This window comes from Citrobacter sp. RHBSTW-00524 (assembly GCF_013747755.1).
Taxonomy (GTDB): Bacteria; Pseudomonadota; Gammaproteobacteria; order Enterobacterales; family Enterobacteriaceae; genus Citrobacter; species Citrobacter braakii.
In genome coordinates this window covers 3292529-3305804 of record NZ_CP056421.1, presented here as the reverse complement: position 1 = coordinate 3305804, position 13276 = coordinate 3292529, and the positions used below count along the sequence as shown (strand labels likewise).

Sequence of the window (13276 nt, the reverse complement as noted above, 5' to 3'; positions counted from 1 at the left end):
TTCGTATCAGTGATGCTGCTTAATCGCGGCTGGCGAAGCCCAAAATGCTCAGCAGGCTGACGAAGATGTTGTACAGCGAAACGTACAGGCTGACGGTGGCACGGATATAGTTGGTTTCACCGCCACGGATGATATTACTGGTTTCAAACAGGATTGCGCCTGAAGAAATCAGAATAAACACCGCGCTGATCGCCAGATGTAAAGCCGGCAACTGCAGGAAGATATTCGCAACCATACCAATGAGCACCACCACGATCCCTGCCATCAGCATACCGCCGAGGAAGGACATGTCTTTCCGCGTGGTCAGCACGTAGGCTGAGCAGCTGAAGAAGACCAGCGCCGTACCGCCCAAAGCCATGGCGATAACATCACCCATGCCCGCAGACAGGTATGTGTTCAGGATCGGTCCCAGAATGTAGCCCAGGAAGCCGGTGAAAGCGAAAGCTGACAGAATACCAACCGGTTTATCCGCCGTTTTATAGGTCAGGAACATCAGACCATACATACCCACCAGCGTCAGGATAAGCCCCGGAGAAGGCAGCATCAGTACGGTACTGGCAGTCGCAGTGAGCGCCGAAAACGCCAGCGTCAGGCTGAGCAGGAAATAGGTATTGCGCAGCACCTTATGCGTGCTGAGTAGCGATGTACGATCGCGTGAAGAACTAATAATACGATCCATGAGTCACTCTCTTATGACAGATGTAATTAATGATGGAGGATAATGAAATCAAGGGGAATGACACAGCGGTTTTACCCATCTTTACGCATTTTAACCCGCCAGGCTTAAGCATATTATTTCAACAAAAGCTCCCGAATCAGATGTTAGCACTATATGTGTAAAAATGCCTGTTAGATATCTGCCAGGTAACTGAAAAATATTGCGTTATTCCTGTTTCTCTCTGACAGTGACAGCGGTGTCTACATACAACAGAGCAATAAGGTAAAGGGAATGATTCAACATAAATCGAAGATATTGACGTTTACGCTGTTGACTGTCTGTTTGATGTCTATCAACGGCGCGGCGATGGCGGCAAATGTTCCCGCAGGAACAATTCTTGCAGAAAAACAGGAACTGGTCAGAAACAATGGCAGTGAGCCAGCGTCGCTGGATCCGCATAAAGTCGAAAGCAACGTTGAGTTTAATTTAATCAGCGATATGTTCGACGGACTGGTGGCGGTTAAGTCGGATGGGTCTATCGAACCCCGGCTGGCCGCGTCCTGGGAGAACAAAGACAACACCGTCTGGACCTTTCATTTACGTCCGGGCATAACCTGGTCAGATGGGTCTGCCATTACCGCACAGGATGTCGTCTGGAGCTGGCAGCGTCTGGTCTCACCGCAAACAGCTTCACCTTATTCCTCGTATCTGGGCAATATGCACGTAGCAAACGCCCTCGATATTGCCCAAGGGAAAAAAGATCCTGCCGATATCGGGGTCAAAGCCCTGGATGATAGCACGCTGGAAATTACCCTGACGCAGCCAACGGCGGCGTTTCTGGCGATGCTGGCGCACCCGTCACTGGTTCCGCTGGATAAAGTGCTGATCGGCCGCTTTGGTGATAAGTGGACCCGGCCAGAACATTTTGTCTGCAGCGGGGCGTACAAGTTATCGCAGTGGGTAGTCAATGAGCGCATCGTTGCCGTGCGTAACCCGCATTATTGGGACGATCGGCACACCGTCATTGATAAGGTCACTTATTTGCCCATCAGTTCAGAGTCCGCAGACGTTAACCGCTATAAGGCCGGCGAAATCGACATTGTGTATAGCGTCCCGGTCAATCAGTTTGCGCAGTTGAAAAAGACGATGGGCAATGAACTCCATGTCTCACCTCAGCTTTCAACCTATTACTATCAGTTCAATACGACTCGAGCGCCGTTTAATGACCCGCGCGTGCGCCGGGCGCTGAATATGGCGTTAGATAAAGACATCATCGCACAAAAGGTGATGGGGCAGGGGCAACGCGCGGCGTGGGTTATCAGCCAGCCGGAAATAGGGGGAGTGCAACTGCATGCGCCGGAATATGCGGCGTGGCCGCTCGAAAAACGCATTACCGAGGCTAAGAAACTGCTGGCTGAAGCCGGTTATGGCCCTGAGCATCCGCTTAGCCTAAATCTGCTCTATAACACCTTCGAAACGCACCAGCGTATTGCCATTGCCGCATCGTCAATGTGGAAGAAAAACCTCGGCGTAGAGGCGAAGCTGCAAAATCAGGAATGGAAAACCATGCTGGATACCATGCACACCGGTAATTTTGACGTCGTGCGCTACGCATGGATCGCCGATTATGATGATGCCTCAAGTTTCCTCAATATTTTCCGTACCGGCGATAGCGAGAATACCACCAGGTACAGCAATCCCGCTTTTGATGACGCGATGCGCAAGGCGGCGAAAGCAACTTCGCTGGAGGAGCGAGGCAAATACTACCAGCAGGCTGAAGACCTTTTAGGAGAGGATGTGCCAGCGATTCCGGTTTACCACTATGTCCGCACGCATCTTGTGAAGCCGTGGGTGGGAGGATTTGCGCCAGATAACCGGGGAAATTACTACACCAAAGATATGTTCATCAAAAAACATTAAGCGCTGTAGCCAGTATTTGTGCTGAATAAACGGTCAATCTGTTGTTATTTCAGTCGATTAACAATATTTTGGCTGTTTTTCAGGCAAACGAACGCATTGGTGCTTTACAGGTCCGTTCGGGATGTTTATAGTGCGCCTCATTGGAAGCGTGGCCGAGCGGTTGAAGGCACCGGTCTTGAAAACCGGCGACCCGAAAGGGTTCTAGAGTTCGAATCTCTACGCTTCCGCCAAATTTAACAAGGGGTTAGCTAAATGCTAACCCCTTTGTTTTTTGGGCAGAAGAATAAAGAAAGAATATTCAAAAAGAATATCTCTTACCCCCCATTTGCATAAATAATCACTTCTTACCTATTAGCGGGCGATCAAGCGTCGGACTAATTTGTACTTTCCTGTCATAAATAAGCACCTGGCTTTCAGTCTTGTGTCCGCTAAATATCTGCTTATCCCTGCTGCTCCCTTCAAAATCTGATATAGCTTTTGCCTTAATGTCGTGGAATGTGTAATCCAGTTGCCGGTTAAGTTCACTCTGTGCGGCCCGCACGGCCTTTAGCCAGCGATTATTGAATGTCTTGCGGATGAACTGCCCGCGATCGCTGTTATAGAGAACCAATGCGTCAGGTGAAAGCTTCGGGCATGCTGCCTGTGCCGTTTCCAGTGCTTCCCGCAGACGAGGGGTCCAGACCTTTATCTGTTTTTTTCCGGTTTTGCCCTGTTGGATAAAAATCCCTTTATCAGATATTTGCATCCAGCGTAGTTCGAGTACGTCAGCTTGTCGCGCGGCGCATAAGTAAGATATTTCCATTGCAGCTCTGACGACGTGATCAGCATGTTTATAGATTGCCAGATAGTCTTCGTCTGTGATGTATTGCTCACGGGCCTTCAGAGAGAATTTGCTGACGCCGGCACAAGGGTTTCCCTTAACGTATCCGCGCTCATATCCCCAGCGGTAAACGCGAGACATGCTGCTCATTTCCTGGTTGGCCTGGTTCTTACTTTGCAGACCTCGACGATCCATAAACTGGCGCACGTCCTCTGGTTTGATTACGTCAGCTTTAACCTTGCCGAATACAGCAAGTAGTTTTTTCTGATGTTGCAGATAGTCACGCTGGGTTCGTATTGCCAGCTCTGTGTAGTAGGCGCTTTTGAGAAACATTCCCCAGAGTTTTTCGAACGTCATTACATCTGAGTAATTCCGTCGTTCTTCCTCATACCGTTTCCATAAAGCTGACATAGTGAGAGTTATTGGCCCCAGTGTCACGGTCTCCCGTGACGTGGGTTTGTAGTAGTAACGCGTTTTTGTTTTAGATACGCGCGGCGGCAGTTTGTTATCTCCAGGATCCTTTCTTCTGCGCCCCATTTAAATAGCTCCGAAATCAGGTTTTTCTTCTGTGCTGGTCTGTACGGTGATCTGTCCGTTCAATACAGCGTTAATGTGCGTCCAGGTAACCATCGGGCGACCTTCCCGGTCGGGTATGTACGAGACGCCGCCACGGTCGAGAATTTCCCTTTGTTTGGATGCCTTCTGATAACCGGTAAACTCAATCAGTTCTGCGTCTGTTAGCAGATCGTTTTCTCTGGCCATGTTGGTCTTTCCTCATCATCCGGTACACGGCGTCATCAGCATCACTGCATGCGCGTTCGATGTCGGACTGGGTCAGGGTCTTCTTACGTACGCTTGCCGATAACCGGCCAATCTTTATGTCGAAATCTGTGAGCAGAGTAGCTCCGGGTTGCCATCGCAGCATTGCAGCCTCCAGGGTTGGGTGAGGCCACAATGCTAGCGATAGTATGGTTTTATTTCTGATTACGCTTAATCAGGTTTTCGGGTAGGAATGCGCCTTTCTCACGAGTCACTTTAACGCTTTTCGGCAGGTGCATTCCCAACTCGCAACGGCTACGCGCTTCAATAATGCCGTTACTGCCATCTGAAAATACTACGTGAACAGCATCACCACGTTTTAGGGATAGTTTCAGCATAGTTATCGCACCTGTAGTGAGCGTTCGCCGATCTCAAGGTGGGCACCCGGTACCGGATTTAACAATTCTGCTGGTACTTCACCACCATCAGCCGTGATTTGCGCTGCGGCAGCTTCTGCAGCCTCGATCGCTTCTTTGATGGCTTTTTTGTCCGGAGCGACAATCGTCTGAACAGTAACCAACTCATCCGGTAATAGATTTTCGTTGTCGATAACAACGCTGACGCTACCTTTTCGGGCAGTAAAGCTATTCTTAGGAGTTTTGAGCTTGTCCAGATTGGCAGCAAGCAGGCAAGACAGAATATATTTACGCAGCGTTTTATCTTTATTTTCGAAAGACTTTTTACGCTCAGCCAGGCGCTTCATTTCTTCATCGCATGTTTTTGCATGGCCAAGATTATTACGCGCGATGACCATGATGGCATCCAGCTTATCCGCCAGTTCTCCTTCAATTCCTTCCAGTGTATCGGTGATCATCTCCGGAGTTAGTTCATCAGAGCTTTCCAGCAATTGCAGAAGGTTGGTGTAGTCAGCAGCTAACGCGATTGCAGTAGTCATTATGCATTCTCCTGGGATTTGTTCAGTTCAGCGATACGTTCATCTTTGATGGTTGTCAGGCGACGCAGGCGACCACTTAAATAGCGCGCATGTTGCGTGTCACCCTTCGCCTCTGCGTCCTTGCGATGCACTTCTGCTTCACGGGCAATCGAAGAATAAACCTTATTGATCTCGTTCTCTGACACAGCTGATGCAAGGGTGTTTGCGACTTTGGTCAGTTTATCGTCCAGTTCCTGACGTACGCGGGCTGCATCCTCTGCGTTTTCGCTGGCGTTTTTGAGCGCAAATTCAGCTTTATTTTTCTGGCGATATTCCGGGTTGTCGTACAGGCCCATAAAAATATCCGCGCAGAAACCAAGAGCAGACAACGCTTTTTTGGTTGCGTCAGTCAGTGATTTTTTTGTCGCTTCACTGTCACAGAAGGGGCCGAATTTGGTGCTGTAAAGGTAAGGTGTGCAGCCGTAAGCGATCTCTGTACCTCGTTTGCCATTACGGATGTACCAAAGCTTGATTTTGATAACGTGGTTTTTCTCAGTCAGTATGCCGCCGATTCCATCAGGGATAAGTTCCCATGTATTGTTACCGTCAGCTCCCTTTACCGTGCGAGTGATTGGCGCACCATCATCAAAGCGTTCTTCCAGAATATCCACGCCCCAGCCGATACCTTTCGGACCAAATTCACGGGTGGCAATCATGGTCATGTAGGTACCATTGATGGAGGTACCGCCGCCATTCACAGAGAATGCGGAGGTAAAGCGCTCATCTGTTTTGAATACTTCTTTCCACAACTCCAGGTTGTCGCTTTCGCCAACCTGCATTTCATTAATGCTCTTAACCAGTTCTGACGCCTGAGGAGGCTGTTCTTCACGCTTAACTCGATCGACGAGCAGATCCACATCCTGAACAATTTTTTTCACTTTATCGCTCAGATTTTCATTCTGTTTGTCAGTTGTGTCCTGGCTGGTCGCATATACTCCGTAACCCATATTATTTAGCGTTTCACGAGCCTGCTCCGCCTGGTCTTCTGTAACTGTTTCCTGTTCTGCCACTTCCGTTTTTTCACCTTCATTTGAGGCAGTTTCAGGCATAGTTCCATCACGCGAAAGCGTTCCGTCATCGTGGGTTGAATCCTGTGGCTGGGTATCGGTTTTAACCCATTTAGGATCATTTGGGTCGCTGATACCTTCCACATATTCGCCGCGCGCGGCTGCAAGCTGTTTGCCGGTTTTTTCTGCATCAGTTTCAACACATTCGAGCTGACCATGTTCAGCCAGCCATGAATCAATATGGCGTCGCAGTGACTCAGGGAAATGGTATGTATCTTTAGATGGGACATTCTGAATAACCCCAAAGATACTCGGGCGGTCATATTTGAGAATATGCATGGTGGTACGCAATGCCGCTGACCAACGTTTGAAATCTTCCCGGTCATCGGAAATAATTTTTTCCGCATCACGGAGATTTCCTGATAACACAGGTGCATCAGGAGCGATGGGAAGTAGGGCAACGGCAATTTCCTGATCCAGTGTTGCGTAGGTGTGCTTATAACCACGTTGTGGCGCCACAACGACATTGTCATTTTTAACGCAGGTACTGAGTGATGATGTTTTGATTGGCACCATCTCATCACGCTTACCTGGGTTTTCCAGCCAGCGTTTAATAAATTGTGAAATCGCAGCTTTACCCGGTGTTTGATCTTCAAAGTTTGCGTAAATGGCCTGAATGAGATTATTCAGCCCTTCAACATGCATATGTTGCACGGGGTCGTTATTGTGCAGCGCGTGGAGAATATTGAGATTAACCCGATCATCCTCATCAAAGGATTCATCGTTATTTTCAAGATTATCGAGATAATCCAGCACCTGAGAGTAAAGAACTCCATCGATGGGAGAATCGCTGAACATAAGGACGGCCGCGAAGCGTTCCCGGGATGGTATCTTTGCCAGATCGATAATCTCGTTACTGGCTGGAAGGTTTGAAACGTTGGTATCCGGTTCGTTGATGATCCATTTTTCCCCGTCGAATGTGTGTGCCAGGGCAAATTGTTCATCGAACTTACCAACAGCCGGCAGCGGCTGACCTTCAGCATGTTCCCATAACTTGGGTTTGAAATAGTTGTCACCGTTGGCAGGGTAGGCTTCCCAGAGTTTTCCGGTCATGATGCTCTCTGCCACTTTTTTGTTTGGCGCATCAATTGCGATCGCCAGTTGTACGGCCCCGCAATCTTTAACCGCTGATTTTTTTGGCTCAAATAAGCCGTTGTAGATGGTCATTGGTCTTTCCTCTTTGGTTACTGGCGCTGGTCTGGCGCCGGCTGATCAAAATGGGATATCGCTTTCCTGAACAGGTGTGTGATCAATGCACAGTAGTTGCTGAATTTTGTCGTCGACACGGTCAATCTGACGTTGTGCTTCCGCCGCAATCGTCTCTTTCTGGCCGCGCAGCTGGTCGACCTGCAGAGCAATGATGTCGAATGGTTCAGGCTGGTTTATATCGAGGGTAATTTCACGGGTTTCCAACAAAACGTAGGTGTCCGGAAAGTTGCGTGACATGTCACAGGTGGCAACGATGTATTTATCCGAAGAAAACGTTTGTGTGTGGTAGTGAATGTACAGCTTTACAGGGATGGTAAGCGCTTCCATAGCGACTCCTTAGTGATGTATACTCGGAGCCGATCAGCGAATATTGATCAGCTTCCATAGCGTCAGTGTCGTTGGTCTTTCCTCTCCGTAGGGTTGGTCCCCTACGGAATCCGAATGGTTTGGTCGCCGTTCGGGGTAACTGGCCCGCCTTGTGCGGGCCTTTTGCCATCTAAAGGTTGCCCGTCTTTCCGGGCTGTCAGGGCTGGTCATGCCCCATTGGTCTTTCCTCCCGGGCTTTCCCGGCGTCATACTGCTGGTCAGCTCTCACCATTCAGGGAACGCTATCGCAACAGCAAAATAGGGATGTGGCGCCAGATGCTTATCTTCTGGTTGTCTCGATGGACTGCAATTCGCCACAATTCGAATTCTGTGCGGTCTTTCCCGCATGTCAGCGTACTGGCGGCGCCCCGCAGAATTCTTTGCCTGTCTTTCCAGACTGTCAGAACGTTTTTCTGAACAACTGCCGCGTGGTTAGTGCGTCGTTGATATGGTGGATATTAGTTATACGCATATTTGCAGTCAAGATAAAAATAATCGCAACACGAATATTTTTTGTATGTGATTGATAAAAAAGGATAAAAAAATCCCGACGATGCGGGATTACTTTGGATGGGGGATTTACTGTTTTCTTGCGGCTAGTAGCTCTTCAAAAAGTCGATCGAATTCGCTAACTTTATCTTTTAATTCAGATAGATGCCTTTCTTTTTCGCTCTGAGGAAGTCGTTCATAAAGTTCTATCAACTCTGAATCTTCTGGTTTCAGAAGCCGCCAGCCAGCAGCTGAATAATCTTGAACGTGGGCTCCTGATTTCCGGACATAATTCATTAGTTCGGCAAGATCTGGTCTAATGTCCTCAGGTTTTACACCGAGAAGTGCTGAAAATTTTAATGTCGCATCTGTGTTTAATGGAATACTCCCATTCAAATACTGACTGACTGTAGCCTGAGTACTAAAGCCGAGAGCATCCGCCGCCTTTTCCTGAGTAAGACGTAAAGTTACTTTTTTCTCTTTCCATATGTCCCGCAGCCTTTGAGCTGCATCAGCTTCAGCTGCATCAAGCTTTTTCTTTCTCATGGCGCCCATATTATTCGTAAAATTAATTTCCTCCCAATCGTATAGCTATTGACACTATTGTATTCGTGATACTAATATTCATGTGTCACATACATTTTAGGAGGACAAATGGATCTCAAAACCTATTTAAAAACCTCTGGCGTTCGCCAGCAGGATTTCGCTCAAGTGGTTGGTGAAACGCAGGGCTATGTTAGTCGCGTTGCATCTGGAAAATGCCTTCTTGGTGCCGCAACTGCATTGAAATGGGCCGCTGCAACTGGCTATCAAGTTACACCGCATGACTTACTCCCCAATATTTATCGAAAACCAACTGACGGATTGCCGGAACAGAATGCAGCTTAACAAAGGGCGTATTTGAAATCTGATTACGCTTAATCAGGTTTTCAGCGACAGGAGACGCGACGAAGTGGAAAACCTCGACGAACTGAAAAGAGAAATCTTCAACTGGGCTGCTGAGCGTGGGCAGGAACATGTTGCTATTGAGATCACTCGCATGTGGTTTCGAATGGGCGGCAATACCAGCTGCGTAAAACTGCACCCGATGGAAGATTCAAAAGGTAATGCTGACTGGCGGGCGATCAACAACAACCGGCAGCAGATTTTTCGCTGGCTACGTGGTGAAACGAAAGCGGCAAGAATCAAAACTAAAGCGCTGGCCATGGCGATGGAGGCTGCATTGCCTGCGGAACGATATGCACAGCTGGGGATGACCACTCAGCAGTTAATTTGCATCGCGATTCGTGATTTTGCCGCGGCGATTATTGCCTTGTTGCTTGATGCCAGAGATCGACCACAGCGGATAGCACAGGCATTACAAGCCATACAGGAAACACAGCGCCTGACCAGCGTTTAACTTGTATCGAGGAAAGACCAATATGCAGACATCAACTGACCGCATCACCTGGCGGAACGGCTGGCGTTTAAATGGCGAGCCATCCTGTGCGCATGACGTACGGGGTATATTTGAAGAACGCCTGTCCGCTAAAAAATGGGAAATTTATGAGAAACGCAAAGCTGAGATGATCGAGACGTGCGTTTTTCTCACACCAAAAGACTACGAGATAGCCTGTCGTGAACTGGCTGAGCTGCTGGGGATCTGACTATGAGCATGACCCTAATGGCCCGGGCTATGGCAATAAAAACCGGAAACCCAATCCGTAAACTGGTGCTGATAAAACTTGCTGATAACGCCAATGATAATGGTGAATGCTGGCCATCTTATCAGCACATTGCTGATCATTGCGAATGCAGCAGGAGTGCTGTTCGTACGCATATTGACGCGCTTATTGGCATGGGCGTTTTAACAAAAGAAAATCGTATGGGTATTAACAATGGTAAGGGAAATACATCGAATGTGTATTACCTGAATCTTGATAACCCTGTGCCACCAAAAAGCACAGCCCCTGTGCCGTCAAAAATCACAGGTATGCCGTTAGAAAACACACCCCCTATGCCATGTGGTGGCACCAGAACCAGTCACTCTTTTGAACCAGTCAATGAACCTAATGATCCCCCTAACCCCCAGAAGGGGGAGGGCGACGAATGGATCCTAGCTGACGCTAAAAAAGCACTGGAATTCTACAACGAACAAACAGGTACCCGCTGCCGTGATGTTAAGCCGTTCATTCCGATGCTTACGCCGACACAAACACGGGAGGCATACACACTGGCTGAACTGCAGTTAGTTATTCGTTGGGTTCTGGCGACATGGCGCCGCCGTGGTTCTGGTTTACCAAAACCTTCCAATATCTGCCGCGTTAATCGCTTTGATGGTTATCTCGCTGATGCCGAAGCATGGGCCACTACGGAGGCTGATGTTGATCCGGATGCCGTCATGAACGGCTACAACGAGATATTCGCTGACACACTGCCTGCTGCTGAACTTGATGCAGATCGCCGCCGGATGATTATTCGCCTGGCGGCCCATATGAAAAATAAAACTACGGGAGCATTCCTGGGTTACTTCGAAAAATTCCGGGCTGATGCCCCAGATTTTTATTTCGGCTCTAACGGTGGATGGCGCGCCAGCTTTGACTATTTGATGAAACCAGAAACTTTACGTAATACCCGGGAAGGTTCGCTATGACTCCGCAGGAACTGGAAGCGTGTGTGCTGGCAGGGTTGCTGAATGGCGGTGCTACACCTGACGCATTTGACGTGATCGCATCCACGCCAGAGGAATCATTCAGCATTGGTTTTTATCGCCGCGCATTCAGCGAGATAAAAAAACAGGCACTGACTAACGGCATGATTGACATGCTTTTCATCAGTGAGGCGCTGGGCGGTTCAAGCCTGGCTGATTTGTCGGAAATTTCCCGCATACCTGCAACGATTCCTAATCTCAAAGGGTATGCAGGGAAGATGGTTAAGGCATGGCGTAGCCGTGCGCTGGCGAAACTTTTGCAGGATGGCGCCGACGGCATCCGCAATGCAGCCAACCAGGAGCAACGTGATCAGGTTGTGGAAAAGGCTGTGGCGCAGCTGCTGGATATGACCGCTGAAAGCGGCGACGTCCAACCGGTACACATTAACGAGCTGTTGCCTGCCTACATGGACACCGTACAGAAACGCATGGAAGGCGATGAATCCACGCGTAACCTTCTGACTGGGATTGCGGATCTCGATAACGCTACAGGAGGTATTAACCCGCAGGATCTGATTGTTGTTGCTGGTCGACCAGGCATGGGCAAAACAGAATTTGCTCTTACTGTTGTGGAAGGCGTAACCGCTAAAGGCGGAGGCGCGCTAATTTTCAGCATGGAAATGGCCGCTGCTCAGATTGTTGAACGCTCACTGGCTGGTGCCGGAAATCTGTCTGTTTCCCGTCTGCGTAACCCACAGGATATGTACGATGAGGACTGGGCAAGATTAACCGCTGCGATAGGTGAGCTTACGGATCGCGATATCTGGATCGTGGATGCAACCGACCTTACGGTTGAACAGATTCGCGCCATTGCCGAAACACACAAACGGCGTCATCCGCATCTGGCGATGATTATGGTCGACTATCTCGGTCTGATTAAAAAGCCAAAAGCAGAGCGTAACGATCTTGCTGTAGCGCATATTTCCCGAAATCTTAAAACGATGGCTATGCGCCTGCACACGCCAACCTTCGCGCTGAGCCAGCTCTCCCGCGCCGTCGATGCGCGCCCGGCGGCACAGCGCCGTCCGGTAATGTCAGACCTGCGTGATTCAGGATCTATTGAGCAGGATGCTGACAGCATTCTGTTTCTGTACAGGGATGAAGTTTATAACCCCGAAAGTCCGGCTGCTGGTGTCGCTGAGGTCATCCTCGGTAAATGCCGCTTTGCCGCTGCTGGCACCGTAGTTTACCAGGAGTTTAAAAACGGACACTTTCTGCCGATCGATCAGCACATTGGCAAAGAAAAAACACGGATTCAACTGGAGGCTGCAAAACCAAGAAAACAGCACCGTAAATATGCAGAGAAGTACAACACCGACGCATTTTAAAACGCCTGACCAGCGTGAAATACAATGAGGAAAGACCAATGACCGATTTAATTTATCCTAAAGTAGCGACAGATGACGATGCCTGTGACTGGACAAACGTAATCATCTGGCGGATGAACGCAGGCGCCAGGGCTCGCAGCCGTTCGGTTTATGTACCTTGCCCGCGTCCGGTACCTGTTCCGGGATTAACTGCTCGCGTGGCAAAAAAAATTAAAAAACCAAAACCTGTTGAAACCAACCCACGGTGTTTTAGTAAGACGCATACGGGAACCGTTATTTATTCAGGTGGAGAGAAGACAGTAAAACTTCGCGAAACGGCAACTGTATGGACTTCCGGAAGCAAAGAGAATTACGACAAAAAAACGGGCTATAGGGTAGGTATTACCAGCCGCTGTCGTCTGCTTCTGGAAACCATAAAACCCATTGAAAATCCTACTGAATCCCAATTACCCCAAAAATCCAGCGAACTCCCGGCGGAACACCTCGTGGCGATTATGAAGGGCAACACCCTGTCATATCAGGGGATCATGTCTGCGATTAAAAAATATTACCCGGACATCAAAATAAGCCTGGATCAACTTCAGAAACGCGTCTTTGCGCTTTGCATGTCGAACTTTGTAGGCATCGAGCGGCATGACGACATGCCCGTTACACACTTCACGCTAAAAAGCGTTGATCCCCGTTTCTACGTTCACTCAGAGAAAAACATGAGGGCTTAAGGCATGACCGGGCAATCGGATTACCTCCCGCCCGGTCTCCCGCTCAATCGTGCGAAATGGCCACAAGAGTGCCAACTCAAAGAGCACTACGACATGCGCGCCGCTGCGCTCGTTCGTCAGCTCTATGAGCGGAAAGTTACTCGCCAGACGGTTATTCAGCACATTGACGCGACGCCGGAGAGTTATCGGGAGTTTTTCAGACAACGTTTGAATTATTGGCGGCAGCAGCACGAAGGGGGATCAGGTGGATAAACAACT

16 protein-coding genes and 1 tRNA gene are annotated in these 13276 nt (G+C 49.0%); 9 read left to right on the top strand and 8 right to left on the bottom strand.

The genetic code is table 11. The annotated features are described in order from the left end of the window. Nucleotides 1-19 precede the first annotated feature (19 nt). Nucleotides 20-679 carry an FtsH protease modulator YccA gene (yccA, locus tag HV229_RS16095; protein ID WP_016152501.1) on the bottom strand — a complete coding sequence of 220 codons (660 nt, stop codon included), beginning with the start codon at nucleotides 677-679 and terminating at the stop codon, nucleotides 20-22. Between the two features lie 270 nt (nucleotides 680-949). On the opposite strand from yccA, the gene HV229_RS16090 reads away from it, so the two are divergent. Beyond that, complete coding sequence (locus HV229_RS16090; protein ID WP_181545897.1) at nucleotides 950-2578, top strand: ABC transporter substrate-binding protein; 1629 nt, start codon at nucleotides 950-952, stop codon at nucleotides 2576-2578. 142 nt (nucleotides 2579-2720) lie between these two features. Continuing rightward, nucleotides 2721-2808: transfer RNA gene (locus HV229_RS16085), tRNA-Ser, on the top strand. Between the two features lie 107 nt (nucleotides 2809-2915). Here HV229_RS16085 and HV229_RS16080 read toward each other — a convergent pair. The 7 genes from HV229_RS16080 to HV229_RS16050 form a co-directional block, all read right to left on the bottom strand. Beyond that, on the bottom strand, nucleotides 2916-3935 hold the full coding sequence (locus HV229_RS16080) for a tyrosine-type recombinase/integrase (protein WP_174331026.1): 1020 nt from the start codon (nucleotides 3933-3935) through the stop codon (nucleotides 2916-2918). Further along, a complete protein-coding gene (locus HV229_RS16075; protein ID WP_016152504.1) occupies nucleotides 3936-4160 on the bottom strand; it encodes a DUF4224 domain-containing protein in 225 nt (74 codons plus the stop codon). A 212-nt stretch (nucleotides 4161-4372) separates the two neighbouring features. Beyond that, the gene (locus tag HV229_RS16070; RefSeq protein WP_016152506.1) at nucleotides 4373-4555 is read right to left on the bottom strand and encodes a hypothetical protein; all 183 of its coding nucleotides are present in this window, start codon (nucleotides 4553-4555) and stop codon (nucleotides 4373-4375) included. Nucleotides 4556-4557: 2 nt separating this feature from the next. After that, nucleotides 4558-5112, bottom strand: a complete 555-nt coding sequence (locus HV229_RS16065; RefSeq protein ID WP_174331025.1) for a siphovirus Gp157 family protein — start codon at nucleotides 5110-5112, stop codon at nucleotides 4558-4560. Continuing rightward, nucleotides 5112-7385 (bottom strand): hypothetical protein, encoded by a 2274-nt coding sequence (locus HV229_RS16060; protein ID WP_181545895.1) that lies wholly within the window; start codon nucleotides 7383-7385, stop codon nucleotides 5112-5114. Before HV229_RS16060 ends, HV229_RS16065 begins: the two co-directional genes overlap by 1 nt. A gap of 45 nt (nucleotides 7386-7430) precedes the next feature. Then, nucleotides 7431-7754, bottom strand: a complete 324-nt coding sequence (locus tag HV229_RS16055) for a hypothetical protein (RefSeq protein ID WP_181545893.1) — start codon at nucleotides 7752-7754, stop codon at nucleotides 7431-7433. Nucleotides 7755-8372: 618 nt separating this feature from the next. Next, nucleotides 8373-8828, bottom strand: coding sequence for a helix-turn-helix domain-containing protein (locus HV229_RS16050; protein WP_181545891.1), 456 nt, complete (start codon nucleotides 8826-8828; stop codon nucleotides 8373-8375). Between the two features lie 108 nt (nucleotides 8829-8936). Here HV229_RS16050 and HV229_RS16045 point away from each other — a divergent pair, with 108 nt between their 5' ends. The 7 genes from HV229_RS16045 (at nucleotide 8937) to HV229_RS16015 (ending at nucleotide 13270) form a co-directional block, all read left to right on the top strand. Continuing rightward, nucleotides 8937-9170, top strand: a complete 234-nt coding sequence (locus HV229_RS16045) for a helix-turn-helix transcriptional regulator (protein WP_000364674.1) — start codon at nucleotides 8937-8939, stop codon at nucleotides 9168-9170. 64 nt (nucleotides 9171-9234) lie between these two features. Next, complete coding sequence (locus HV229_RS16040) at nucleotides 9235-9681, top strand: toxin YdaT family protein (RefSeq protein ID WP_016152513.1); 447 nt, start codon at nucleotides 9235-9237, stop codon at nucleotides 9679-9681. A 22-nt stretch (nucleotides 9682-9703) separates the two neighbouring features. Then, entirely contained in the window at nucleotides 9704-9928 is a 225-nt protein-coding gene (locus HV229_RS16035) for a hypothetical protein (RefSeq protein WP_001648809.1), read from the top strand. 2 nt (nucleotides 9929-9930) lie between these two features. Beyond that, nucleotides 9931-10914, top strand: coding sequence for a helix-turn-helix domain-containing protein (locus HV229_RS16030; protein WP_181545888.1), 984 nt, complete (start codon nucleotides 9931-9933; stop codon nucleotides 10912-10914). Next, nucleotides 10911-12299 carry a replicative DNA helicase gene (locus tag HV229_RS16025; protein WP_048241301.1) on the top strand — a complete coding sequence of 463 codons (1389 nt, stop codon included), beginning with the start codon at nucleotides 10911-10913 and terminating at the stop codon, nucleotides 12297-12299. Before HV229_RS16030 ends, HV229_RS16025 begins: the two co-directional genes overlap by 4 nt. 38 nt (nucleotides 12300-12337) lie before the next feature. After that, a complete protein-coding gene (locus tag HV229_RS16020) occupies nucleotides 12338-13018 on the top strand; it encodes a hypothetical protein (RefSeq protein ID WP_181545886.1) in 681 nt (226 codons plus the stop codon). Between the two features lie 3 nt (nucleotides 13019-13021). Next, on the top strand, nucleotides 13022-13270 hold the full coding sequence (locus HV229_RS16015) for a hypothetical protein (RefSeq protein WP_149911964.1): 249 nt from the start codon (nucleotides 13022-13024) through the stop codon (nucleotides 13268-13270). Nucleotides 13271-13276 lie beyond the last annotated feature (6 nt).

Bases quoted from the DNA above. Each gene is read 5' to 3' on its own strand.
- yccA (WP_016152501.1), bottom strand. From the start codon at position 679: ATGGATCGTATTATTAGTTCTTCACGCGATCGTACATCGCTACTCAGC.
- HV229_RS16090 (WP_181545897.1), top strand. From the start codon at position 950: ATGATTCAACATAAATCGAAGATATTGACGTTTACGCTGTTGACTGTC.
- HV229_RS16080 (WP_174331026.1), bottom strand. From the start codon at position 3,935: ATGGGGCGCAGAAGAAAGGATCCTGGAGATAACAAACTGCCGCCGCGC.
- HV229_RS16075 (WP_016152504.1), bottom strand. From the start codon at position 4,160: ATGGCCAGAGAAAACGATCTGCTAACAGACGCAGAACTGATTGAGTTT.
- HV229_RS16070 (WP_016152506.1), bottom strand. From the start codon at position 4,555: ATGCTGAAACTATCCCTAAAACGTGGTGATGCTGTTCACGTAGTATTT.
- HV229_RS16065 (WP_174331025.1), bottom strand. From the start codon at position 5,112: ATGACTACTGCAATCGCGTTAGCTGCTGACTACACCAACCTTCTGCAA.
- HV229_RS16060 (WP_181545895.1), bottom strand. From the start codon at position 7,385: ATGACCATCTACAACGGCTTATTTGAGCCAAAAAAATCAGCGGTTAAA.
- HV229_RS16055 (WP_181545893.1), bottom strand. From the start codon at position 7,754: ATGGAAGCGCTTACCATCCCTGTAAAGCTGTACATTCACTACCACACA.
- HV229_RS16050 (WP_181545891.1), bottom strand. From the start codon at position 8,828: ATGAGAAAGAAAAAGCTTGATGCAGCTGAAGCTGATGCAGCTCAAAGG.
- HV229_RS16045 (WP_000364674.1), top strand. From the start codon at position 8,937: ATGGATCTCAAAACCTATTTAAAAACCTCTGGCGTTCGCCAGCAGGAT.
- HV229_RS16035 (WP_001648809.1), top strand. From the start codon at position 9,704: ATGCAGACATCAACTGACCGCATCACCTGGCGGAACGGCTGGCGTTTA.
- HV229_RS16030 (WP_181545888.1), top strand. From the start codon at position 9,931: ATGAGCATGACCCTAATGGCCCGGGCTATGGCAATAAAAACCGGAAAC.
- HV229_RS16025 (WP_048241301.1), top strand. From the start codon at position 10,911: ATGACTCCGCAGGAACTGGAAGCGTGTGTGCTGGCAGGGTTGCTGAAT.
- HV229_RS16020 (WP_181545886.1), top strand. From the start codon at position 12,338: ATGACCGATTTAATTTATCCTAAAGTAGCGACAGATGACGATGCCTGT.
- HV229_RS16015 (WP_149911964.1), top strand. From the start codon at position 13,022: ATGACCGGGCAATCGGATTACCTCCCGCCCGGTCTCCCGCTCAATCGT.